A 23,392-nucleotide genomic window follows, 5' to 3' on the forward strand; every position below is an offset into this window, starting at 1 on the left:
TTGTTTGATCAAACGGTAGCGCGATGTGACCGGTGACACAAGGGCGGCGACATCCTCAGACCGCGGAGCCGGTCTCGCCGATCGGCGCGTCCGGATCGAGCGCGACACCGCGAGATTCCGCGCAGGCCGCCAGCGCCCCCCACAGGAACACCGTCAGCTGCTCGACCAGCTGCGCCTTGGACAGCGCCTCGCCGGGCATCCCGGGCTCGGCCGGGGCGTTCAACCAGCGCAGCACGCCGAGGGCGACCGCGCCCAGTCCGGCGTCGACGACGTACTCCAACCCGTCGCCGTCGCCGTCACGCGCGCGGATCAGCCCGGACAGCATCGCCACCACCGCATCCGAGAGCGGACGCCCGCTCTCGATCAGGTCCGAGGCGGAACTGGCGCGGAAATGCGAACCGACCAGGAACCGGAACAGGTTCGGGCGCTCATCGACCAGATCCACATAGGCGGCCAGCCCGGAATGGACCATGCCGCGCGCGGTGCCCGCGAGGTCGAACTGCGGCACCACCGCCTCGATGACCAGCTCCTGGGCGCGTTCGGCCACGGCGGCGAACAGCGACTCCTTGTCATGGAAGAACCGGTACAGCTTGGGCCGCGGCACGCCTGCGGCCTTGACGACGTCATCGATGGACAGATCCGGGCCGTGCTCCTCGATCGCCCCCAGGGTGGATTCGACCAGTTCGGCCTGCACGGCGACCCGATGTTCGCGCCAACGGTCCACCCGGGCATCACCGGTCAACGCAGGCAGTCGCCCGCGTCCGGGGTCCGCGTCGGTCGACACCGCGCAATCGTAGTCCAGCGCCGCGTGCCCGCGCGGGCACTACGACGCGCGAGATGCGTCGGTCAGAGCGTGATGCCGAACCTGCCCGCGACCGACTGGGCCAGCCGGTACACCGGCGCCCCGACGTCCTGATAGCGCGGGCCGATGACGCGCGGGATCGCGTCGAAGACCCGCGCGTCGGGCCCGATCAGCACCCGGGGCTGATTGCGCCGCACGCCGCCCAGGATGATCCGCGCCGCCGAGTCGGGGTGGGTGAGCGCGATCGTCTCGAAGCCCTTGCCGACCTGCTCGCGGTCGCCGTCGGGCACACCGCGGGCGTTGACGGCGATGTTCGTCTTGATCCCGCCGGGATGCACGCAGGTCACCCCGACCGGATGCCGGGCGGCGCGCATCTCCTGGCGCAGCGCCTCGGTGAAGCCGCGGACCGCGAACTTCGCCGCGTTGTACGCGCTTTGGGACGGGATGCCCATCAGCCCGAACACCGAGGACACGTTGACGATGTGGCCGTCGCCGGATTCGATGAGGTGCGGCAGGAACGCCTTCGTGCCGTAGGCGACGCCCCAGAAGTTGATGTTCATCAACCATTCGAAGTCTTCCCAGGCCATGTCCTCGACGTTGGCCTGCAGCGCCACGCCTGCGTTGTTGAACACCAGGTTGACCTGGCCGAACTGGCCTCGGACGTCGTCGGCGTGCGCGTAGACCGCGTCCCGGTCGGACACGTCGAGGGTGAACGGCGCCGCCTGCGCGCCCATCTTCTCGCAGGTGTTGGCGGTGTCGGCGACCGCCGCGGTGTCGATATCGGACAGTGCGAGCCGGGCGCCGTGTCCGGCGAGTTTGACCGCCAGGCTGCGGCCGATTCCCGATCCCGCGCCGGTGATGACGGCGACCTTGTCGGTGAAGTCCTTCATACGATGTTCCTCCGGGTGAGTGTTTGGGGTCGGCTAGAGGCCGAACGAGACTCCGGTCAACCGCTCCGATTCGTCCCACAGCCGCAGCCACAGCCGCTCGTTGCGGGACAACTTGGTCGACGGGCTCGACTGCGGCGGCCCCTGGGTCTGGCCGAACTTCGTCGGGCCCCAGTAGACCGTCGGATCGGCGTCGGGGCTGGTGGCCGCCAGCAGGATGGACTGCGCGGCCCGCTCGGGGGGGTGGCCGACCAGTCGCGCGCCGTGCTTGGCCACCCGATCCATCAGCGTCTCGGTCTTGGTGAACAGATCGGTGCCCGAAACGCCGGGGTGCGCCACATAGGACCGCTTCGCCGAACCGGCCTCCGTCAGCCGGCGTTGCAGCTCACGGCCGAACATCAGGTTCGCCAGTTTGGACTGCGCGTAGGCCAGATTCCTCTGATACCAACGGTTTTCATAGTTGAGGTCGTCGATCCAGAGCTTGGGCGTCTGCTTGTGCGCGATGCTGGAGACGCTGACCACGCGGTCGCGCACCTTGTCCAGCAGCAGGCCGGTGAGCGCGTAGTGGCCCAGGTGATTGACACCGAACTGGGTCTCGAATCCGTCCTTGGTTCGGCTGAACGGCACGTTCATCAGCCCGGCGTTGTTGATCAGCACGTCGAACTCGCCCTGCCGTTCGGCGAAGTCCCGGACCGAGGCCAGGTCCCCCAGATCGAGCGCCTCCACCCGGATCTGCCCCGCGCCGCCGACGTCGGCGGTGATCGCGTCGGCGATCTCGGCGGCCTTGGCGGTGTTACGGCAGGCCATCACCACGGTGGCGCCCTTGGCGACCAGCGCCCGGGTGAGCACCTCGCCGAGGCCGCCGTTGGCGCCGGTGATCACGAAGGTTCGACCGGTCTGGTCAGGAATGTCCTCGGGCCGCCATGGCCGCGTCGACGTCATTGGGCCACCATACCCACCGGCGCGCGCCGCGAATACCCCGGAGTGACGCATCAGTCCGGATATTGGTTTCAGCGTTCCCGCGGCTGCGCGAGCCAATCGGCCTCGGCGCGCCCCAGCTCCGTCGACGGCGGCGCGCCGTCGAGCCATTCCGCGGCGATCCGCCGCCAGTTGCCACCCGCGCCGATCTGGCCGAGGGTGCCGAACATCAGGAAGTCCAGCCGTCGGGAGAACAGATGCTCCGGCGGCAGCCGCTCGGCCCGCATGGTGCGGAACGACTCCGCCGCCGGGTTGATCACCCCCAGCAACGCCGCGCTGACGTCGATCGGGCGCACCGCGACATAGTCGTCGACGAAGTTCCAGCCGGCCGCGTCCAGGGTGTAGCGCAGGCAATCCTGCCCCGACACCGTCGAACCGGGCCGCAGCACGCCGTAGGCCTCCATGATGTCGCGCAGCCCGTCGCCGTCGCCGGCGATGCCCAGCAACCAGGCGCGACGCTCGAAGTCGACCGCCGCCGGATCCATCCGTTTGTACAGCCCGAAGTCCAGGAAGCTCACCCGCCCGTCGGGCCGATACAGGAAATTGCCCGGGTGGGCGTCGCCGTTGAACGCGCAGTCGCGAAACAGCGAGCCGTAGTAGAACCGGTAGATCATCTCCCCCACCCGGTCGCGCTCGTCGGCCGGCAGGTCGGCGACCTCGGCGGCCGAGCGCCCCTCGATGTACTCGGTGGTCAGCACCGAGCCGGCGCTCAGCTCCGGCAGCACCGCCGGGATGTGCGCGAACGGGTGCCCACGGAACCGGCGCGCCACCGCGAGCTGATTCGCCAGCTCCGTGCGGTAGTCGAGTTCCTGGGAGAGTTCGGCGGTGACCTCCTCGATGAACTCGGTCGCCGCGATCGTCGGCACCAGCGATTTCTGCATCCGCAGGAACAGCGCGAGGTTCTTCAGGTCGGCCCGCACCGCCGCGCGCACCCCCGGGTACTGCACCTTGACCGCGACCGCCCGCCCGTCGCGAGTGGTGGCCCGATACACCTGGCCGATCGACGCCGCGGCGAACGCGTGGGTGTCGAAGGTGGCGAACAGGTCCTCGACCGGGGCCCCGAGATCCGCCTCGATCACCGGCCGCATCCGGTCGAACGGCATCGCGTCGACCGAGCCCTGCAATCTGGCCAAATGCTTGCGGAAGGACTCCCGGGCGTCGGGGTCCACGATGCCGAGGTCCATCACCGACAGCAGCTGGCCGACCTTCATGGCGGCGCCCCGCATGCTGCCCAGCACCGCCACGAAATCACGGGCCAGCCGCTGGTTGGCCCGGTCCAGCAGCTGTTCGTGCCGGGATTCGGTGATGACGGCCGCCCCGGCCTTCAAGGTGACCCGTCGCAGTGTCTCCTTGGCCGCCAAGCCGCCGAGTTGGGCGCCGCGACGGATCCGTGAGGTGGCGAGCTCGTCCGTGTCGCGTCTCGACGGTTTGGACACCGGATTCCTCCTGGCCAGATCCCTGATCGACTAGTCTGACACACCAGTCGGCGAAATCGCCGGAGAGCCGATCCACCGCGACAACATCGACCGACGGGAGTCCGAGCGTGTCAGCCATCCCGGCCGCACCGCGCCGCAGGCGCGGCCGGCCGCCGGTGGCCAACTTGGAGGAACAGCGGCGCGCGCAGATCGTCGCCGCCGCGGTCGCCGTGTTCACCGCGCAAGGCTACGAGGACACCTCCATGTCCGACATCGCCCGACAGGCCGGCATCGGCCAGGGCACCCTGTATCGCTACGTCGCCGGCAAACGCGAATTGCTGGACCTGGTCTTCGACCACTCCGCCGAGCAACTGCTCGACGTGGTTCGTCCCAGCCTGTTCTCCGACGCCGCGCCGAACGCGCCGGAAGACATCCTGGCCCGCTTCGACGACGCCCTGACCGCGCTCACCGCAGCGATCGACGAGCAACCCGAGCTGCTGGCCCTGGTGCTGGTCGAGGCTGCCGCCATCGACGAGGAGCTCAAGCTCCGCGCGCTGGGTCTGGAGGCCAGCGTCGCCGGGATGGTCGCCGGGCTGTTCGAGGACGCCAGGGACGCGGGCTTCCTACGCCCCGGCGCCGACCCGGCCGTGCTGGGCGCCTTGGTGGCCAAACTGATGGTGCCGGCCGGGTTGCGCGAGGTGATGGGCAGCTCCGAGGCCGCCCGCCGGCGGCGCTACCGCGCGACGATGCTCGATTTCGTCCGGCACGGAGTGTTCTCCCGGGGCGACGGGGACACACCGTGACCCGCGCGCCCGCATCGGAGTCCGATCGGCGCACCCAGCTGACCCGGGCTGCGTTCGAGGTGTTCACCGACCGCGGATACCGCAACTGTTCGGTGGCCGACATCGTCTCGGCGGCTGGGCTGAGCCACGGGTCCTTCTACAACTACTTCAGCAACCGGCGCGAGATCCTCGACGCCACCATCGATCTCGGCCTGGCCGAACGCGGGCCGGAGCTCGCAGTTCCCGATGATCCGGCGGCGACGCTGGAGGAATTCCTCGACGCGGTGACCGCGCCGCTGCGCTCCTTGCATTCGCTGTCGGAGACCGACAACAAGCTGGTCTCGCTGATCGTGTTCGACGCCGGCGCCATCGACGATGAGTTGACCCGGCGCGCGGTGGAGATCTTCGGGTCCTTCGCGGAGGCGATCGGCCGACAGATCGAACACGGCGTGCGGGCCGGGTATCTGCGGCCCGAGCTGGACGCCGAGATCCTCGGCGAGATGGTGCTGTGCATGAGCCTGACGGCGCTGCTGCCCGCGCACGGCGGCGCCGATTTGCCGGACGGCATCGACCATCTCGTCACTCAGATGCGAGAGCTGTTGCGCGCCGCGCTCGCCGCCTAGACGAGTGTGCCCCGGCTCGCCATTGGGGGAGGTGACGGAACCGGGGCGCCCTCGACGTTACGGAACGAGGCTGCGCGCAGCCTGTGAACCGGCTGGGACCTACCCGTCGGCGTTGCCGGCGCCCCAGGTGGACCAGGGGATGTTCCAATCCCCCAGGCCGTCGGTGCCCGACAGCGTGCCGCCGACGGTGTTGACGACTTCCACGATGTCGCCGCGCTTGGTGTTGTCGTAGAACCACCGGGCGTTGTCGGTGCTGACGTTCAGGCACCCGTGGCTGGCGTTGGAGTACCCCTGCTGGCCGACGGACCACGGCGCGGCATGCACGTAGATGCCGCTGTAGGACATCTGGGTGGCGTACTCCACCTCGGTGCGGTACCCGTTGGGCGAGCCGACCGGCACGCCGTAGGTGGACGAGTCCATCACCAACTCCGCGTAGCGGTCGCCGATGATGTAGGTGCCGTTGCTGGTGGGCGTGCTGTCCTTGCCCATCGAGATCGGCATGGTCTTGATCACCTCACCGCTGCGGCGGATGGTGAGGGTCTTGGTGTTGTCGTCGGCGGTGGCGATCACCTCGTCACCGATGGTGAAGGTGGAGTGGGCGTCGCCATCGCCGAACAGCCCGTCGCCGAGATCGATGCCGCGAGTGAGGACATCGACGTTCACGGTGGTGCCGGGCTTCCAGTAGTGCTCGGGCCGCCACCGCACCTCGCGGTTGTTCAGCCAGTAGAACGCGCCCTCCACCGGCGGGTCGGTGGTGATGGTGATCGCCTTCTCCGCGGCCTTGCGGTCCGGGATGTTCTCGTCGAAGCGAACCGCGACGGGCTGGCCGACGCCGACGACGGCGCCGTCCATCGGCGACAGGTACGGCATGGTCACGTTGTCCGGGGCCGGGGTGCGGAACGCCATCTGCCGTTCGGTCACGCCGCCGAGTCCCAAAGCCTTGGCGTCCAGGGTGAACTGCTCGCGGAACGGCAGCGGGTCGGTGGTGCTCCAGCTGACGCCGTCCGGGCTGAGCTGACCGGCGAGTTCGGTCCCGTCGGCCGTGGTGAGGCTGACGTCTTCGAGCACGCCGCCGTCGGCGGTGACCACCAGCGGCTGGTTGACCGGCACGTCCACCGCGTTCTCCGCCACCGACACCGTCACCGTCGGGATCAGCAGGTCGCGGAACGGGGTGCCCTTGTCGGCGATGGTGTGCGGGCCCGACGGTCCGCAGGCGCTCAATCCGAGCACCACGGCCAAGCCCAACGCCAACCCGGTCAGCAGATTTCGCCAACGCGGCAGGCCAAAACCGACCATCCGGCTCTGTGCCACGATTCTGCCCACCCTCTGACTTTCGGAAATAACTTCTTGGCAACAGTCTAAGGGAGCCCGAGGGCGGTATGCGAACTCAACGATGTGACGCTGACCGCCCCACCGGGGCGATTTTCAACTTCGCGCGCTCGGTGCTAGGGTTGCCCACGGTTCACGCGCCGTTAGCTCAGTTGGTAGAGCAGCTGACTCTTAATCAGCGGGTCCGGGGTTCGAAACCCTGACGGCGCACCACCCGAAAACCGCAGGCTCGCCTGCGGTTTTCGTCGTTTCCGGGGATTGCGAGCTGCGGGGCGGCCTTTGCCTTTGCGTGGAGAAGGTCGCGAGCGGCATTGATGGTGTTCGAGCGGCCAACCATGTACCCGAAAGCCCAGGACAACTCCCCGCGCACCGGACACCATGGGACGCTCGAACCCTATCGGGCCGCTCGCGGGAATTCTTGTGCGGAATCGGGACACTCGAGCGGGATTCCGTGCCGAAACTGACCGCTCGGCACAGGGCGCCGGAGCAACACGCTCAACTGCGCGGCATTGGCGCTAACCCAGCGGGTTGGCCCCGTTGAACAACACCCAGAAGCCGACGCCCAACCCGATGCCGAGCAGCAGGGCCAGGAACGATCCCACGAACGGTCGCCGGGCCCAGCCCCGGCCGGCGTCGAACCCGTATCGGCCCGGTCCGGCGAGGATGACCGCGGTGGCCACACCGATCAACACCAAGAGGTACTCGTTGCCGTCCGGGGCGAAGAACGCCAGGTTGCGTCCGCCGTCGGCGCTCACCTCGGCCAGCAGCGCGTTGATCAGGTAGGCCAGCGCGGCGGCGGCGGCCAGCGGCGTGAACAGGCCCAGCACCAGCAGCACCCCGGACCCGATCAGCGTCGCGGCGGCCACGTAGGTCAGGATTCCGGTGTGCTGGTAGCCGTACTCGACCAGCGACGATTCCAGCCCGGACAGGCCCGTGCCACCCCACCAGTTGAAGACGTGATGCAGGCCGTGAACGATCAGCAGCGCGCCGAAGCCCACCCGCAGCACCAGCAGACCCAGGTCCTGGGTGCCGCGACGGCCCGCGGCGCGGACCCGCTCGTCGTCGATCGGCGGGGCGATGTCCACCGGGCCGGCCGACGCGTAGCGGCCGGCGGCGGGTTCGACGTAGGGCAGCGGCTCAGGCTCGCGCAGCACGTCCATGCCGGAGCTCGATGAGCCCGGCGATCCCTGGTAGGAGGGGATCGCCGTTGTTTCGAAATCGCCGCTGTAGGTCGCCGAGGGCAGATCGTCCTCTGGGTCCACCAGGCTCGGCGAAACAGGTCGCTGCCAGCGGGATTCTTCCGGTGTGCTGGTCACAGCTGCCAGGGTAGGCGCGCCACCGCGGGAATTGGGGATTTGAACGCCCGCTTTCGCGCGTCATTATCAGACCGTTACCGTCACGTCGGCGGCCGTCGAACCGACCTTTGTGACCCCGCCAACCAAAGCGCCGCGCCAGGCGCAGCATCGGGAGCCGTAACCTTACTGGCATGGATTTGCGTCGCCCGCGCCGTCAACTGCTGACCACGGCATGCCTGACGTTGGCGATTGTCCTACCCGCGGCGCTGTCCACCGGGTGCGCCCGGTTCGACAACACCCAGTCCGAGCCGTTCACCACCAAGGCCGAAGGCGGCATGGCGCCGGAGACCACCACCAAACCGCCGGCGCCGCTGCCCGGAAAGCCGTTCCCCAAGGAATGCCCGGCCCCCGGAGTGATGCAGGGCTGCCTGCAAACCACCAGCGGGCTGATCATGGGCGACGGCGGCAAGACCGCGCTGGTGGCCGAGCGCACCACCGGCGCCATCGTCAAGGTGTCGCTGTCGGCCGAACCGGTGGTGCAGATGGTGATCCCGGTCGACCCGTCCGGCGACGGCGGCCTGCTCGACATCGTGCAGTCGCCGACCTTCTACCAGGACCGGCTCACCTACGCGTTGGTGAGCACCCCGACCGACAACCGGGTGGTGCGCATCGCCGAGGGTGATGTGCCCAAGGACATCCTGACCGGCATCCCCAAGGGAGCGCACGGCAACACCGGCTCGCTGCTGTTCAGCAGTCCCACCACGCTGTTGGTGCAGACCGGCGACGCGGGCGACCCCGGCCTCGCGAGCGACCCGGCGTCGAAGGCCGGGAAGGTTCTGCGCATCGAGCAACCCACCACGGTCAATCAGGCGCCGACCACCACCGCGCTATCCGGGCTGGGCCCCGGCGGCGGGATGTGCACGGACCCCACCGACGGTTCGCTGTACGTCACCGACCGCGCGCCCGCCGGGGACCGCCTGCAGCGAATCACCAAGGAGGGCAAGGTTTCCACGGTGTGGACCTGGCCGGCCAAGCCCGGGGTCGCCGGGTGCGTCGCGCTGGACGGCACCGTCCTGGTGAATCTGGTCAACACCAAGGAAACCGTGATAGTCGCCCAGGACCCGAAAACCGGCGCCGTCACCGGCGATCCGGAGACCTTCCGCAAGGACACCCACGGACACGCCTGGGCATTGAAGATGTCCAACGACGGAAACATCTGGGGCGCAACCGTCAACCGGAGCTTCGACAACCCCGGCGAGTTCGACGACGTGGTGTTCCCGTTGAGCACCAGCGGCGGATTCCCGCAGCCCAACGAGGATATGGACTAGTCGGCCACGAATGCCTGACATCGGGCGTGCGGGTTCGCGAGCGTCCAGTTGGCGCACGCTAGCCGCCGCGAGTGTCCAGTTGGCGCACGAGAGGCGCCGCGATTGGCCAGTTAGCGCACGAGGGCTCCATGGCGTCCGCCTCGCGCAGGCCAGTCCTGGTCCTTTGTGTGCGTGGTTGGCCACTCGTGCAGTCGTTGGCCACTCGCGATGGAAAATGCGCTGTCGTTGGCCGGTCGCGACGAAGAACGTGCCGTATTTGGCCGCTCGCGATCACTCACGACCGTAGATGCGCGCTCGAGCCGGGAAACACCCCTGCGCGCGTCAGAACGGCTGGGCGGTCACTGCCCGCAGGCGGCCATCACCAGCTCGCGGACCCGCGCGGCGTCGGCCTGGCCCTTGGTGGCTTTCATCACCGCGCCCACGATCGCGCCGGCGGCCTGCACCTTGCCGCCCCGGATCTTTTCCGCCACATCGGGATTGGCGGCCAGCGCCTCGTCGACGGCGGCCTGGATCAGCGAGTCGTCGCGCACCAGCGCCAGCCCGCGCGCGGTCATCACCGCCTCCGGCTCGCCCTCGCCGGCCAGCACGCCCTCGATCACCTGCCGCGCCAGCTTGTTCGACAACTTGCCGTCGTCGACCAGCGCGATGACGGCGGCCACCTGCTCGGGAGTGATCGCCAAGGCGTCGAGTGCGACTCCGGACTCATTCGCCTTCTGCACCAGGAAGTTTCCCCACCAGGCGCGCGCGGACTCGCTGGAGGCGCCGCAGGCCACCGTGGCGGTCACCAACTCGACGGCGTCGTTATTGACCAGGTCGCGCATCACCTCGTCGGAGACACCCCACTCGTCCTGAATTCGCTTGCGCGCCAACCACGGCAGCTCGGGAATGGTGCCGCGCAGCCGATCCACCAACTCGCGGCTGGGGGCCACCGGCTCCAGATCCGGCTCCGGGAAGTAGCGGTAATCCTCGGCGGTCTCCTTGGCCCGGCCCGGGCTGGTGTGGCCGTCCTCGTGGAAGTGCCGGGTCTCCTGGAACACCGAGCCGCCGGCGGCCAGCACCGCGGCCTGCCGACGCATCTCGTAGGTGACCGCGACCTCGACGCTCTTGAGCGAGTTGACGTTCTTGGTTTCGGTGCGGGTGCCGAATTCGGTTGCGCCCTTGGGCATCAGCGACACGTTGGAGTCACACCGCATCGATCCCTGGTCCATCCGGACGTCGGAGACGCCCAGGCCGCGCAGCACCTCACGCAGCGCGGTCACATACGCGCGGGCGATCTGCGGCGCCCGTTCCCCCGCTCCGGTGATCGGCTTGGTGACGATCTCGATCAGCGGCACCCCGGCCCGGTTATAGTCCAGCAGCGACTCGGTGGCGCCCTCGATGCGGCCGGTGTCGCTGCCCAGGTGCAGCGACTTGCCGGTGTCCTCCTCCATGTGCGCGCGCTCGATCTCCACCCGCCAGGTGGAACCGTCCTCCAGCGGCACGTCGAGGTAGCCGTTGATGGCGATCGGCTCGTCGTACTGGCTGATCTGGTAATTCTTCGGCATGTCCGGGTAGAAGTAGTTCTTCCGGGCGAACCGGCACCAATCCACGATCTCGCAATTGAGCGCCAGGCCGATCCGGATGGCCGACTCCACCGCGGCGGCGTTCAACGTGGGCAGCGCCCCCGGCATGCCCAGGCACGTCGGGCAGACCTGGGTGTTCGGCTCGGCGCCGAACACCGTCGCGCAGCCGCAGAACATCTTGGTCTCGGTCGACAGTTCGACGTGCACCTCCATGCCTATCACCGGTTCATAGGCGGCGAGCACGTCGTCGTAGTCCATCAATTCGGCGCTCACGCGTTGCTCCTCATCGTCACCGGTCCGCGGGCGGCCTCGTACGCCGCGCCGACCCGGTAGAGCCGGTCGTCGGCCAGCGCCGGGGCCATGATCTGCAGGCCGACCGGCAGATTGTCGTCCGACGACAATCCCGACGGCAGCGACATGCCGGCGTGCCCGGCCAGGTTCAACGGCAGCGTGCACAGATCGAATAGGTACATGGCCAGCGGGTCGTCGACCTTCTCCCCCAGCCGGAACGCGGTGGTCGGGGTGGTCGGCGAGATCAGCACGTCGACGGATTCATAGGCCCGGTTGAGGTCCCCGGCGATCAGGGTGCGGACCTTCTGCGCCTGGTTGTAGTAGGCGTCGTAGTAGCCGGCCGACAGCGCGTAGGTGCCGATCATGATGCGGCGCTTGACCTCTGGGCCGAATCCGGCGGCCCTGGTCAGCGCCATCACCTCGTCGGCGCTGTGCGTGCCGTCGTCGCCCACGCGCAGCCCGTAGCGCATCCCCTCGAAGCGGGCCAGGTTGCTGGACACCTCCGACGGCAGGATCAGGTAATAGGCGGCCATCGAATGATCGATGTGCGGGCAGTCGACCTCGGTGATCTCCGCGCCGAGCGCGCGCAGCTGCTCGACGGCGGCGTTGAACGACTCCAGCACGCCCGGCTGGTAGCCCTCGCCGCGGTGCAGCTGGGCGACCACGCCGATCTTGACGCCCTTCAGGTCGCCGGCGGCGCCGGCTCGGGCGGCGGCCACCACGTCGGGCACCTCGGCCTTGACCGAGGTGGAGTCGCGCGGGTCGTGGCCGGCGATGACCTCGTGCAGCAGGGCGGTGTCCAGCACCGTGCGCGCGCACGGGCCGCCCTGGTCCAGCGACGACGCGCAGGCGATCAGGCCGTACCGGCTGACGGTGCCGTAGGTCGGTTTGACCCCGACGGTCGCGGTCAGCGCGGCGGGCTGGCGGATCGAGCCGCCGGTGTCGGTGCCGATGGCCAGCGGCGCCTGGTGGGCGGCCAGCGCCGCGGCGCTGCCGCCGCCGGAGCCGCCGGGCACCCGGTCGGTGTCCCACGGATTGCGGGTCGGGCCGTAGGCCGAGTTCTCGGTGGAGGAGCCCATCGCGAACTCGTCCATGTTGGTCTTGCCGAGGATCGGGATGCCGGCGGCGCGCAGTTTCGCGGTGACGGTGGCGTCGTACGGGGAGCGCCACCCCTCCAGGATCTTCGAACCGGCTGTGGTCGGCATGTCGGTGGTGGTGAACACGTCCTTGAGCGCCAGCGGCACCCCGGCCAGCGCCGACGGCAACGGGTCACCGGCGGCGACCTTGGCGTCGATCTCGGCGGCCACCGCGAGCGCCTGCTCCTCCGCGACGTGCAGAAACGCGTTGTACCGGCCGTCGGTCTCGGCGATCCGGTCCAGGCAGGCGCGGGTGAGCTCGGTCGAGCTGAGCTCCCCCGCGGCGATCTGGGCCGCGGCGTCGGCGGCGTCGAGCTGGGTCAGATTCGTCACTGGCTCTCCCCCAGCATCTGCGGGACGCCGAACCGGCCGTCGGCCGACCGCGGCGCCTGGTCCAGCGCTTGGGCCTGGGTCAGGCCGGGGACCACGACGTCGGGCCGGGTGACGTTGACCTCGGTGAGCGGGCTGTCGGTGCCCACCACGCCGGCGACGTCGACGGACTGGATTCGGCTGACGTGCTCGAGGATCGCGTCCAACTGGCCGGCGAAGCTGTTCAGCTCGGCGTCGGTCAACGCCAGCCGGGCCAGCCGCGCCAGGTGGGCGACGTCGTCTCGGGAGATTTGCGACACGAGCACAAAGCCTAGTCAACGCGGCGGCGGGCGAGTAACGCGCGCCGCCTCCCGCGACGACGATCGATATAGGCGGTGGAGATCTGTCCGAGGGAGGCGGCGAGATGGGCATGGCACCCGGCCAACGGGCGAGGGTGGCTGTCGGGCTGGGCGCCACCTGCGCGACGATCGGCGCCGCGAGTTTGCTCGCCGGGTCGGGGACTGCCGTCGCCGACCCGAACGCGGTGCTCGCCCAGATCAACGACGACCGGGCGGCCGGCGGGTGCGGGCCGTTGACGATGAACGGCCGCTTGGTGGCCGCGGCCCAACGGCACGCCGACGATCTGGCGTCCTCCGGCGCGGTTTCCCACAGCGGCGGCGACGGCTCCACCGTGGGATCCCGCATCCAGGACGCCGGATACGCCGCCGGTGGTTGGGCGGAGAACATCTACCGCGGCGGCGGCGATCCGGTCAGTGGCTGGATGAACAGTCCGGGACACCGGCAGAACATGCTGAACTGCTCCTACACCGAGGCGGGTCTGGCCCAGTCCGGCGGCGGCGACATGACGTACTACGTGGCGGACTTCGCGTCGCCCTGAACCGGGCCGCGAATAAGTCCCCGAGCAGGGAGTGACCGACGCCATAACCCCCGGTGGCCGCCGTGCCGACTGATCGACGCTGTGTAACAGTGGGAGGCGTGCCTTCGTATTTGCTGCGCGTTCAACTCGCCGACCGGCCGGGCAGTCTCGGCTCGCTGGCCGTGGCCCTGGGCAGCGTCGGCGCCGACATTCTGTCCCTGGACGTGGTGGAGCGCACACCGGACTTCGCGATCGACGATCTGGTGGTCGACCTGCCCGCCGGGGCGATGCCCGACAGTGTGATCACCGCCGCCGAGGCGCTCAACGGGATCCGAGTGGAGTCCATCCGGCCGCACACCGGCCTGCTGGAGGCGCATCGCGAGCTCGAGCTGATCAACCATGTCGCCGCGGCGCCCCGCGCGGACAAACTGCAGGTGCTCGTCGATGAGGCGCCGCGGGTGCTGCGGGTGGCGTGGGCGTCGGTGATCCGGCGCACCACCACCAAGTCCGGCGCCGATGGGCTGGAGCGGGTCGTCGGCAGCGCGGGCGCCCCCGAGAGCACCGCGACCCACGCGCCCTGGCTGCCGCTGTCGGAGGCCGTCGCGCTGGACGCCGACGCCGACTGGGTGCCGCAACTGCTGCGCGACCTGGACACCGCGTTGGCCGCCGCCCCGCTGGGCGGCCCGGACACCGCGCTGGTGCTGGGTCGTGGTGGCGGCCCGGACTTCCGCGCACCCGAGATCGCCCGGCTGGGCTACCTGTCCGGAATCGTCGGCTCGCTGCTGCGTTAAGCCTGTTCGGGGCCGGCTAACCCTCGACGCCGATGCTCGGGCCCAGCTTCGACTCGGCTCCGCAAGCTCCGCCGAGTCTCGCTAACCCTCGACCTCCACCTCGGCGGGTTTGCGGATGAAGAACGCCAGCACGACGGGGACCAGCGCGATGAACCCGCCGACCAGGAACGCCGCTCGCGCACCCGGCGCGCCGGCCTCCGGGACCGACTCGCCGCGGGCCTGCCCGGCGTGCAGATACGACGAGTAGATCGCGATGAGCAGCGCCGTCCCGGCCGCGCCGGCCACCTGCTGCAGGGTGTTCAGCGCGGCGGAGCCGTGCGAGTAGAGGGGGCGCCGCAGTGACGCCAGCGACGCGGTGAACAACGGGGTGAACGACGCCGCGAGCCCCAGCGCCATCACGATCTGCACCCCGACCAGCACCGGGGCGCCGGTGCCCGGACCGACCGTCGCGTAGCAGAACATCGCCGCGGCGATCATGATCGAACCGGGCACCAGCAGCGTCCGGGGTCCGCGCAGGTCATAGACCCGGCCGACCGTGGGGCCGAGCAGGCCCATCAGAATCGAACCCGGTAGCAGCACCAGCCCGGACAGCGTCGCGCTGAACTGGGCGACGTCCTGCAGGTACAGCGGCAGCAGCGAGAACGTGCCGAACATGGCCAGCGCCATCACCGCGAGCATGGCCACCGCGATCGAGTAGTTGCGCGAGGAGAACACCCGCAGGTCCAGCAGCGCCCGATCGGTGCGCTGCAACACGAGTTGCCGCCAGCCGAAGGCCACCACCAGAATCGCGCCGGCCGCCACCGCGAGCCACGGCGTCGCCCCGGGATGGCCGCCGCCGAGCCGGCTCAGGCCGTACACCACTCCGCCGAAGGCCAGCGCCGACAGGATGACCGACGGCACATCGATCGGGGCATCGGTGGTCTCCCCCAGATTCGTCATCCACCTGGCCCCGGCGGCCAGCGAGACCAGGGCGATCGGCAACACGATGCCGAACAGCCAGCGCCAGCCGAGGTGGTCGAGAACCACACCGGACAGCGTCGGGCCCAGCGCCGGGGCGAACGAGATGACCAGGCTGACCCGGCCCATCATCCGGCCGCGGGAATCCGGTGGGACCACGTTCATCATCGTGGTCATCAGCAGCGGCATCATGACGCCGGTGCCGACCGCCTGCACCACCCGGCCGACCAGCAGCGTGAGGAAGCCGGGCGCGACCAGGCAGATCGCCGTCCCCACCGTGAACGACACGGCCGCCGCCAGGAACACCTGCCGGGTGGTGAAGCGCTGCAGCAGGAACCCGGTGGTCGGGATGACCACCGCCATCGTGAGCATGAACGCGCTGGTCAGCCACTGACCCTGCTCGGGCGGGATGCCGAGCGTCTCGTTGAGCGCGGGGATGGCGATCGCCATCGTCGTCTCGTTGAGGATCGCCACGAAGGCGGCCACGAGCAGCAGCCAGATCACCCGCATTCCTGCGGGGTCGATCGGGGTTCGGGTGTCGCTCAGCTGAACGACACCGTCGGCGGGCTGGTGGTCACGTCGACGTCGCCGTAGACGTATTCGTCCTGGGTGCCGGTCTGCGGTCCGTCGCGGCGGGTGTCATAGCTGACCGGGTACACCAGGTCGCCCTTGAAGCGCACATCGGTGGAGTAGGAGGACATGTCGTCGACCTCCAGCGGTGACAGGTCCGGCATGCCCCAGCTGACGGAGTTCTCGATCGCGTCCCAGGCGTTCAGCCGCTGCGGGCACCCGGTGGGATTGATCGCCCGGGATTGGGTGCAGCTGCGGATGGCGGCGGTGATGGCGTTCTTGACGGCCTGCTTGCCGCTGTCGCTGAGCTTGAACGTCAGATCGGTGGAGTACAGGCTGAAGTACCCGGTCAGCGCGTTGAGCAGGACGGGCTTGGCCTCGACCTCCATGTTCTCGCTGCTGCTGGCCCACTCCAGGTAGCCCGGGAAGACGTAGATGGCCTTGTCGCCGACCGGCTGCCCGAACAGCGTCAGGGTCTTGGCGGCCGGGTTGTTCTGGTCGAAGTTGTCGAGCTTGACGGTGCCGTTCTCGACCTTCCAGCCGTCGACCGTCTTCTTCATCTGCACGGTCTCATCGGAGACGGTCTCGCCGAACTTCACCGACACGTGCACGCTGCCCATGCTCATCACGCCGCTGTCGGACAGGATCCGGATATCGGTGATCGGCGAGTGCTCGATCTGCTTCTTGAGGATCTCCTCGGTGAGGAACTCGGTGTTCCCCGGCTGATCGGCGCTCAGCGCCAGCACGGTTTCCGCGTCGCCGGCGGCCAGCGCCTCCAGGTAGGCCTGCATCGCGTCGGCCGGAGTGCTCTTCTTGCTGCCGCCGGAGAAGACGACGAAGCCGACGCCCACCAGCAGCAGCACCACCGCGCCGATGGCGGCGGCGATGATCAGCGGCTTCTTGTTCGACTTCGGCGGCTGCGGGCCACCGGGCGGGGTTCCCCACTGCTGACCGGGCATGGGTTGGCCGGGCATCTGCTGGCCAGGCATGGGCTGCCCAGGCATGGGCTGCCCGGGCATGGGCTGCTGGCCGGGAACGCCGGCGTAGGCCTGCTGCCAGTTCGCTTCCGGCTGCGACGGCGGCTGCGCGCCCCAGTTGGCGTCCGGCTGCGGCGGAACCGGCTGGTTCCAACTGGCCTGCACCGTGTGCTCCTGCGACGGGTCGCCCCCGGGCCCCGGCCCACCGACCCCGCCTGATCCTCCCGGCCAGTTCGTCAACGTCTTCCCCTATGTCATCCCGCAGCGGCCCATCGCGCCCCGCTCATCGTTGGTTGCAAGAAGTCTAAGCACCCGCGGCGACGGTGTTGCGCACCAGTTCACCGGGCCGCGGCATTCAGACGCGGTTCCACACCAGCGTGTTGCCCCGGCCGATGTAGCTCAACTGCAGCGAGTTCGCGGCGACCTTCAGCGGCACGTACACCATGTCCTGGTCCCCGGACTTGGCGGCCCAGTACAGCCACAGCACGCACGTCGAACCCGGGGCGCTGGACGGCCGCCGGCTTTCCGCCGGGGTGGTGTCCCAGCGGGTGAACCTCCAGGTCCCGAACTTCTGCGCGCCGTCGGTGTCGGACTTCAGCGAACCGTGCTGGCTCAACGTGGTGACGGTGACGCCGCCGTTGTCGCTTTAGTCGCCGATGAACGCGGCCACATCGACCGTCGATCCGGGGCACTGCTCATCCGGGGACACCTCCGGGCCCAGATTCGCGGTGGGTTGCGGCGCTCGCTCGACCACCGAGGACGGCGCGGCTTTCACCGTGAACGTCGCCTCGACCGGGTCCGCCGCCGCGCCGCAGCCGACGGCGCCGAGTAGGACGAACGCCCCGGCGGCCAGCGGGCCGATTCTTGCCATGGTCCTGTTCACGCCCATCATGATCCCGCATCCGAACGGTGTCACCGGACGCCTATTCCGGCTCGGGGCCGTCCTCGAGCAGCCGCCGGAAGCCGTCCTCGTCGAGGATCCGGACCCCGAGCTCGACGGCCTTGTCGTACTTGGAGCCCGGGGCGTCCCCGGCCACCACGTAGTCGGTTTTCTTCGACACCGACCCGGCGGCCTTGCCGCCGCGGGCCAGGATCGCCTCCTTGGCCTGATCGCGGGAGAATCCGGCCAGTGACCCGGTGACCACGATGGTCAGGCCCTCCAGGTTGCGTTCGATCGAGTCGTCGCGCTCATCGGCCATCCGCACCCCGGCGGCGCGCCATTTGTCGACGATGGCCCGGTGCCAGTCCACCCCGAACCAGTCGATGACGGCGGCGGCGATCGTGGGCCCGACCCCCTCGACAGCGGCCAGTTGTTCCTCGGTGGCGTTTTCGATGGCGTCCAGGTCGCCGAACTGGCCGGCCAGCGCGCGGGCGGCCGTCGGGCCGACGTGCCGGATGGACAGCGCCACCAGCACCCGCCACAGCGGCTGGGCCTTGGCCTTGCCCAGGTTCTCCAGCAGCCGGGTCCCGTTGGCGGACAGTTCGCCCTTGTTGGTGACGAAGAAGTCGGCGCGCATCAGGTCGTCGGCGCTCAGATCGAAGAGTTCGCCTTCGTCGGCGATGACTCCGGCGGCCAGCAGCGCGGTGGCTGCCTCGTAGCCGAGGCCCTCGATGTCGAAGGCTCCACGGCCGGCCAGGTGGAACACCCGTTCCCGCAGCTGCGCCGGGCAGCTGCGGGTGTTCGGGCAGCGGATGTCCACGTCGCCCTCCTTGGCCGGGGCCAGCGGGGCGCCGCATTCCGGGCAGTGGGTGGGCATGACGAATTCCCGTTCGGTCCCGTCGCGCAGGTCAACCACCGGGCCGAGCACCTCGGGGATGACGTCGCCGGCCTTGCGGATGACGATGGTGTCGCCGATCAGCACGCCCTTGCGTTTGACCTCCGAACCATTGTGCAGGGTGGCCAGCGACACCGTCGACCCGGCCACCCGGACCGGCTCCATGTACGCGAACGGGGTCACCCGGCCGGTGCGCCCGACGTTGACCCGGATGTCGAGCAGCCGGGTTTGGGCCTCCTCGGGCGGGTATTTGTAGGCGATCGCCCAGCGCGGCGCGCGGGAGGTGGCGCCGAGCCGGCGCTGCAGCGCCATCTCATCGACCTTGACCACCACGCCGTCGATCTCGTGCGCGACGTCGTGCCGATGCTCGCCCCAGTACTGGATGCGCTCCTCGACCGCGGCCAGGCCCTGCACCCGCTGGGTGTGCTCGGAGACCGGCAGCCCCCAGGAGGCCATCGCCAGATAGGCGTCGTGCAGGGTCGGCGGCGAGAAACCCTCGGCGTGGCCGAGTCCGTGACAGATCATCCGCAGCGGCCGACGGGCGGTGACGGCCGGGTTCTTCTGCCGCAGCGAACCGGCGGCGCTATTGCGCGGGTTGGCGAACGGCGGTTTGCCGTCGGCGACCAGGCTGGCGTTGAGCTCCTCGAAGTCGGCGACCCGGAAGAACACCTCGCCGCGGACCTCCAGCACCGCCGGGACCGGGTACTCGTCGCTGCCGGTGAGCCGCTGCGGGATGTCGACGATGGTGCGGGCGTTGAGGGTGACGTCCTCGCCGGTGCGCCCGTCGCCGCGGGTCGCGGCGCGCTCCAGCCGGCCGTCCCGATAGACCAGCGCCAGGGCCGCGCCGTCGATCTTGAGCTCACAGAGGAAATGCTCGTCGCTGCCGATCTCGTTGGTCAGCCGGTTCGTCCAAGCCTCCAGTTCCTCGGCGTTGAACACGTTGTCCAGGCTGAGCATCCGCTCCAGGTGCTGCGCGGGGGTGAACTCGGTGTGGAAGCCCGCGCCGCCGACCTGCTGGGTCGGCGAATCCGGGGTGCGCAGTTCGGGGTGCTCGTCCTCGAGTTGCTGCAGGCGGCGCAGCAGCGCGTCGAACTCGGCGTCGGTGATGATCGGTGAGTCCCGCACGTAGTAGCGGAATTGGTGCTCGCGCACTTCTTCGGCCAGCTCCTGCCACTGGTGACGCAGGTCCGCTTCGGCAGAGTCGGCTTCCAGGTCGGGCTCGGTTCCGCTCACGCCGCAAGGGTAGTCCGCAGTACGGTGGAGACGATGCCGCACCCGATCATGTTCTCCGACGACGATCCCGGTCTGGCCGAGCTGCGCCGGATCGCGCTCGACCTGCCGGGCGCCTTCGAGAAGATCAGCCACGGCCGGCCGTCGTTTTGCGTGCCGACGATGTTCGCCATCTACGGCGGCAGCATGAAGGATCCGGGCGGCATGATTTCGGTGCCGCACTGTGTGCTGATGAAGGTCGACGCCGCCGAACGCCCTGCGCTGGAACAGGATCCGCGTTTCTTCCTCCCGGCCTACGTGGGGCCGTTCGGCTGGTTGGGCCTGGACTTCGACGCCGCCCCGGTGGACTGGGACGAAGTCGCCGAGCTGGTGGACACCAGCTACCGGATGACCGCGGGCAAGAAGCGGATCGCAGAGCTCGACGCACGTTGACCATGTTCGGCGGGTCACCCGCCGCGGCATCGCGGGCCGGGGTGCCTCGTGACGTCGAGTGAGAAGTCAGGGCGGCTTGTGAGACGTGGCGGCGGAGCTTCCCATCGAGTGAGAAACCAGGTAGGCCAGTGAGGCGTGATGGCGGAGGCCCTCATCGGCTGAGGAACCAGGTACGTCCGTGAGACCTCAGGGATGCAAGTGAGACACCAGGGCGGCGATCTGCATCGAGTGAGAATCTAGGGACACGTTGTCCGAGTAACCCCCACCCGTATGTCTCACTCGATGCAGAGGGGGTGTCAGATGGTCTGTGTAAGTCCTGACAAGGGAAGGATCTCAGGGCATGACGACAGATCGGGATTTGGACGCGCGGCTGGCTGAGGCCGCGTCGACGGTGGAGGTGGCCGAGGCGCTGCGGGCATCCGGGGCGGTCGATGAGCTGCTGGCCTCGATCGACTCCGGCGAGGTCGCGCTGACCGGTGAGGGTGGCCTGCTGCCCGGGCTGATCAAGCTCGCGTTGGAGCGGGGCCTGGCCGCCGAGCTGACCGATCATCTCGGCTATGAGAAGGGCGACCCGGCCGGCCGGGGCCTGCCGAACGCCCGTAACGGGCACTCGGCCAAGACCGTGCAGACTGAGGCCGGCCCGGTCTCGTTGGAGGTGCCTCGGGACCGTGACGGGTCGTTCACGCCGCGGCTGGTGCCCAAGGGACAGCGCCGGCTCGGTGGGCTCGATGACATGATCGTTTCGCTGTATGCCGGCGGGATGACGTTGCGGGACATCCAATTTCACCTGCAATCAACGATCGGCGCCGAGGTGTCTCATGAGACGATCTCCAAGATCGTCGACGAGATCTCCGATGAGGTCCTTGCCTGGCAGCGTCGCCCGTTGGATGCGCTGTACCCGGTGATCTACCTCGACGCGATCGTGGTGAAGGTCAAAGACGGCGGCCACACCCGCAACAAGGCCGCGCACATCGCCGTGGGCGTCGATATGGCCGGCGTCAAGCATGTCCTGGGCATCTGGGTCCAGCAGAACGAAGGAGCCTCGTTCTGGGCGTCGGTCTGCGCTGATCTGGCCAACCGAGGGGTGCGTGACGTGCTTATCGTGTGCTGCGACGGGCTCACCGGGTTCCCCGAGGCCATCACGGCGACCTGGTCGCAGGCCACCGTCCAGACCTGCGTGGTGCACCTGATCCGCAACGCGCTGCGGTTCGTGTCCTACAAGGACCGCAAGGCCGTGGCCGCCGCGCTCAAGCCGATCTACACCGCCGCTGACGCCGATGCCGCCCGCGCCGAGCTGGATGCGTTCACCGCATCAGATTTGGGCAAGAAAAACCCCACTGTGACAATGGTTTTCGATCGATCATGGGAGCAATTCATCCCCTTCCTGGAGTTCCCTCCAGAGCTACGCCGGGTGATCTACACGACCAACTCGATCGAGTCGTTGAACTACCAACTTCGCAAGGTCACCAAGACCCGCGGGCAGTTCCCCAACGACGCCGCGGTGGTGAAACTGCTCTGGCTGGCGATCTGCAACATCGAAGACAAACGCGCCGCCGAACGGGCCAAGGAACGCGGCCAGAAACATAACCGAAAGGCCGCCGGACGCCTCGTGGAAGGACAAGTGGTCACCAACTGGAAGAAAGCCCTCGAACAGCTCGTGCTGGTCTACCCAGACCGCATCGAGCCCCACCTGTAGAACACACCAAACGACAACATCAGAGGAAACGACTTACACAAAAGACTTGACACGCTCGATGCAGATCACCGCCCTCACGTCTCACCGAGCTACCTCAGTTCTCAAACGCCTACCTGACGCCTCACTCGATGAGAGCCGCCGCCACCAGTTCTCACAAACCACCAGCACGCCTCACTCGATGCGCCGCCGCGCCACCGGTTCTCACAAACCACCGGCACGCCTCACTCGAGGGGCGACCCCGCCACCAGTTCTCACAAACCACCGGCACGCCTCACTCGGTGAACCAGCCACCACCAGTTCTCAACGGCGTCCATAGCATTCGACGCGGGACCCGGGCGCTCAAGCCGAATCGGGGTCGACGGCGATGCCGTCGGCGGCGGCCTGGCACAGCCCGATGGCCACCCGTGCCCAGTCCAATGAAGCGCCGGCCAGCCCGCAGGCCGGGGTGAGGCCGATCTGAGCGGCCAGCACCGCGCGCGGGAAGCCCAGCCGGTCGGTGACCGCCGCGGCGGCCGCGGCCACCTGCTCCGCGGCCGGGACCGGGGTCACCGCGGTCGACGGCACCACGCCCAGAGCCACGGTGCGACCGGTTTCCAGGAACTCCCCCAGGCCGTCCAGTCCGCCGGCGGACAGCAGACCGGCGTCGACCGCGACGGCATGAATCTGACTGCGCCGCAGCAATTCCCACGGAACGTCGGCTGCGCAGCAGTGCGCGCTGACCGGAACCGAGACCACCGCGGCGACCTCGTCGAGGAGGGTCACTGCCAACGGCGCGTCGATCGGGTGCACCGCCGAGAGCGCCGTCACCCCGGACAGCCGCCCGGCCAGCGCCGCGGGCAGTGACGGCTCGTCGAGTTGGACGACGACGTCGGTGTCCAGCCGGCGTGCCACCTCGGCGCGGTGCGCGGCCAGGCCCTCGGCCAACGACGCGGTCAGATCGCGCACCGCCCCGGCGTCGGTGATGGCGCGGTGCCCGCCGGACAATTCCAGTTGCGCGGCCAGGGTGATCGGCCCGGGCGCGGCGACCTTGACCGGGCGGCCACTACCCCGCAGGCCGGCCTTCTCCCAGGCCTCTTCCAGCGCGTCGAGGTCTTCGGCGAGCAGGCTGCGGGCCCGGCGGGTGACCGAGCCGCGCCGGCCCACCACGCGGTAGCCGCGCGGGCAGGTGTCGACGGCGATGTCGATGAGCAACGCGCCGGCCCGCCCGACCAGATCGGCGCCCACCCCGCGAGCCGGCAGCTCGGGCAGCGGCGTCAGCGAGGTCAGTTCTCCGACAACGATTTCGGCGGCTTCCCGCGCCGAGGTTCCCGGCCACGAACCGATTCCGGTCGCGGTGGCGAATGGCCGCAT

Annotated in this window: 22 protein-coding genes and 1 tRNA gene; 8 read left to right on the plus strand and 15 right to left on the minus strand. The window is 69.1% G+C overall.

The window, feature by feature from the left end; genetic code table 11:
• Positions 1 to 55 precede the first annotated feature (55 nt).
• The 4 genes from L2Z93_RS13020 to L2Z93_RS13035 all read right to left on the minus strand — a co-directional run bounded on the left by L2Z93_RS13020 (position 56) and on the right by L2Z93_RS13035 (position 4,103).
• Positions 56 to 784 carry a TetR/AcrR family transcriptional regulator gene (locus tag L2Z93_RS13020; protein WP_090591197.1) on the minus strand — a complete coding sequence of 243 codons (729 nt, stop codon included), beginning with the start codon at positions 782 to 784 and terminating at the stop codon, positions 56 to 58.
• Positions 785 to 846: 62 nt separating this feature from the next.
• The gene (locus L2Z93_RS13025; protein ID WP_090591193.1) at positions 847 to 1,692 is read right to left on the minus strand and encodes an SDR family NAD(P)-dependent oxidoreductase; all 846 of its coding nucleotides are present in this window, start codon (positions 1,690 to 1,692) and stop codon (positions 847 to 849) included.
• Positions 1,693 to 1,725: 33 nt separating this feature from the next.
• On the minus strand, positions 1,726 to 2,631 hold the full coding sequence (locus tag L2Z93_RS13030; RefSeq protein ID WP_090591189.1) for an oxidoreductase: 906 nt from the start codon (positions 2,629 to 2,631) through the stop codon (positions 1,726 to 1,728).
• 68 nt (positions 2,632 to 2,699) lie between these two features.
• Positions 2,700 to 4,103, minus strand: a complete 1,404-nt coding sequence (locus L2Z93_RS13035; RefSeq protein ID WP_090591185.1) for an ABC1 kinase family protein — start codon at positions 4,101 to 4,103, stop codon at positions 2,700 to 2,702.
• A gap of 107 nt (positions 4,104 to 4,210) precedes the next feature.
• Here L2Z93_RS13035 and L2Z93_RS13040 point away from each other — a divergent pair, with 107 nt between their 5' ends.
• Positions 4,211 to 4,885 (plus strand): TetR/AcrR family transcriptional regulator, encoded by a 675-nt coding sequence (locus tag L2Z93_RS13040; protein WP_109395673.1) that lies wholly within the window; start codon positions 4,211 to 4,213, stop codon positions 4,883 to 4,885.
• On the plus strand, positions 4,882 to 5,487 hold the full coding sequence (locus L2Z93_RS13045) for a TetR/AcrR family transcriptional regulator (RefSeq protein ID WP_099541321.1): 606 nt from the start codon (positions 4,882 to 4,884) through the stop codon (positions 5,485 to 5,487). Before L2Z93_RS13040 ends, L2Z93_RS13045 begins: the two co-directional genes overlap by 4 nt.
• Positions 5,488 to 5,586: 99 nt before the next feature.
• Here L2Z93_RS13045 and L2Z93_RS13050 read toward each other — a convergent pair whose 3' ends face one another.
• Positions 5,587 to 6,783, minus strand: coding sequence for a L,D-transpeptidase (locus L2Z93_RS13050; RefSeq protein ID WP_090591173.1), 1,197 nt, complete (start codon positions 6,781 to 6,783; stop codon positions 5,587 to 5,589).
• A 170-nt stretch (positions 6,784 to 6,953) separates the two neighbouring features.
• Here L2Z93_RS13050 and L2Z93_RS13055 point away from each other — a divergent pair.
• Positions 6,954 to 7,029 (plus strand) — tRNA-Lys (locus L2Z93_RS13055).
• A gap of 302 nt (positions 7,030 to 7,331) precedes the next feature.
• On the opposite strand, the gene L2Z93_RS13060 is transcribed toward L2Z93_RS13055, so the two are convergent.
• Complete coding sequence (locus L2Z93_RS13060; RefSeq protein ID WP_090591169.1) at positions 7,332 to 8,132, minus strand: DoxX family protein; 801 nt, start codon at positions 8,130 to 8,132, stop codon at positions 7,332 to 7,334.
• A 170-nt stretch (positions 8,133 to 8,302) separates the two neighbouring features.
• Between L2Z93_RS13060 and L2Z93_RS13065 the strand changes: the two genes are divergently transcribed.
• A complete protein-coding gene (locus L2Z93_RS13065) occupies positions 8,303 to 9,439 on the plus strand; it encodes a PQQ-dependent sugar dehydrogenase (RefSeq protein WP_090591162.1) in 1,137 nt (378 codons plus the stop codon).
• 338 nt (positions 9,440 to 9,777) lie between these two features.
• Here the strand turns inward: L2Z93_RS13065 and gatB are convergent, their stop codons facing one another.
• Genes gatB through gatC form a run of 3 tightly spaced genes read right to left on the minus strand, consistent with a single transcriptional unit; the run spans position 9,778 to position 13,057 of the window.
• Positions 9,778 to 11,259: an Asp-tRNA(Asn)/Glu-tRNA(Gln) amidotransferase subunit GatB gene (gene gatB, locus L2Z93_RS13070; protein ID WP_090591610.1), complete on the minus strand. Its 1,482-nt coding sequence runs from the start codon at positions 11,257 to 11,259 to the stop codon at positions 9,778 to 9,780.
• 11 nt (positions 11,260 to 11,270) lie between these two features.
• Positions 11,271 to 12,761 carry an Asp-tRNA(Asn)/Glu-tRNA(Gln) amidotransferase subunit GatA gene (gatA, locus tag L2Z93_RS13075; protein WP_090591158.1) on the minus strand — a complete coding sequence of 497 codons (1,491 nt, stop codon included), beginning with the start codon at positions 12,759 to 12,761 and terminating at the stop codon, positions 11,271 to 11,273.
• Positions 12,758 to 13,057 carry an Asp-tRNA(Asn)/Glu-tRNA(Gln) amidotransferase subunit GatC gene (gene gatC, locus L2Z93_RS13080; protein ID WP_090591154.1) on the minus strand — a complete coding sequence of 100 codons (300 nt, stop codon included), beginning with the start codon at positions 13,055 to 13,057 and terminating at the stop codon, positions 12,758 to 12,760. Before gatC ends, gatA begins: the two co-directional genes overlap by 4 nt.
• Positions 13,058 to 13,191: 134 nt before the next feature.
• On the opposite strand from gatC, the gene L2Z93_RS13085 reads away from it, so the two are divergent.
• Positions 13,192 to 13,635 carry a CAP domain-containing protein gene (locus tag L2Z93_RS13085; protein ID WP_162561992.1) on the plus strand — a complete coding sequence of 148 codons (444 nt, stop codon included), beginning with the start codon at positions 13,192 to 13,194 and terminating at the stop codon, positions 13,633 to 13,635.
• Positions 13,636 to 13,733: 98 nt separating this feature from the next.
• Positions 13,734 to 14,405: an ACT domain-containing protein gene (locus L2Z93_RS13090; RefSeq protein ID WP_090591145.1), complete on the plus strand. Its 672-nt coding sequence runs from the start codon at positions 13,734 to 13,736 to the stop codon at positions 14,403 to 14,405.
• 81 nt (positions 14,406 to 14,486) lie between these two features.
• On the opposite strand, the gene L2Z93_RS13095 is transcribed toward L2Z93_RS13090, so the two are convergent.
• The 5 genes from L2Z93_RS13095 to ligA all read right to left on the minus strand — a co-directional run bounded on the left by L2Z93_RS13095 (position 14,487) and on the right by ligA (position 19,917).
• Positions 14,487 to 15,872: an MDR family MFS transporter gene (locus tag L2Z93_RS13095; RefSeq protein WP_090591141.1), complete on the minus strand. Its 1,386-nt coding sequence runs from the start codon at positions 15,870 to 15,872 to the stop codon at positions 14,487 to 14,489.
• Positions 15,873 to 15,904: 32 nt separating this feature from the next.
• Positions 15,905 to 17,074, minus strand: coding sequence for a DUF4878 domain-containing protein (locus L2Z93_RS13100; RefSeq protein WP_090591138.1), 1,170 nt, complete (start codon positions 17,072 to 17,074; stop codon positions 15,905 to 15,907).
• A 190-nt stretch (positions 17,075 to 17,264) separates the two neighbouring features.
• Positions 17,265 to 17,525 carry a hypothetical protein gene (locus L2Z93_RS13105; RefSeq protein ID WP_090591135.1) on the minus strand — a complete coding sequence of 87 codons (261 nt, stop codon included), beginning with the start codon at positions 17,523 to 17,525 and terminating at the stop codon, positions 17,265 to 17,267.
• 30 nt (positions 17,526 to 17,555) lie between these two features.
• Positions 17,556 to 17,792: a hypothetical protein gene (locus L2Z93_RS13110; protein WP_128111879.1), complete on the minus strand. Its 237-nt coding sequence runs from the start codon at positions 17,790 to 17,792 to the stop codon at positions 17,556 to 17,558.
• A 40-nt stretch (positions 17,793 to 17,832) separates the two neighbouring features.
• Positions 17,833 to 19,917: an NAD-dependent DNA ligase LigA gene (gene ligA / locus L2Z93_RS13115; RefSeq protein WP_090591128.1), complete on the minus strand. Its 2,085-nt coding sequence runs from the start codon at positions 19,915 to 19,917 to the stop codon at positions 17,833 to 17,835.
• A gap of 33 nt (positions 19,918 to 19,950) precedes the next feature.
• Between ligA and L2Z93_RS13120 the strand changes: the two genes are divergently transcribed.
• Both L2Z93_RS13120 and L2Z93_RS13125 read left to right on the plus strand, forming a co-directional pair.
• A complete protein-coding gene (locus L2Z93_RS13120; RefSeq protein ID WP_090591606.1) occupies positions 19,951 to 20,346 on the plus strand; it encodes an MmcQ/YjbR family DNA-binding protein in 396 nt (131 codons plus the stop codon).
• A gap of 340 nt (positions 20,347 to 20,686) precedes the next feature.
• Positions 20,687 to 22,042, plus strand: a complete 1,356-nt coding sequence (locus L2Z93_RS13125; RefSeq protein ID WP_090585016.1) for an IS256 family transposase — start codon at positions 20,687 to 20,689, stop codon at positions 22,040 to 22,042.
• Positions 22,043 to 22,381: 339 nt separating this feature from the next.
• On the opposite strand, the gene L2Z93_RS13130 is transcribed toward L2Z93_RS13125, so the two are convergent.
• Positions 22,382 to 23,392: a uroporphyrinogen decarboxylase/cobalamine-independent methonine synthase family protein gene (locus tag L2Z93_RS13130; protein ID WP_090586030.1), complete on the minus strand. Its 1,011-nt coding sequence runs from the start codon at positions 23,390 to 23,392 to the stop codon at positions 22,382 to 22,384.

This window comes from Mycolicibacterium brumae, assembly GCF_025215495.1.
Lineage (GTDB): Bacteria > Actinomycetota > Actinomycetes > Mycobacteriales > Mycobacteriaceae > Mycobacterium > Mycobacterium brumae.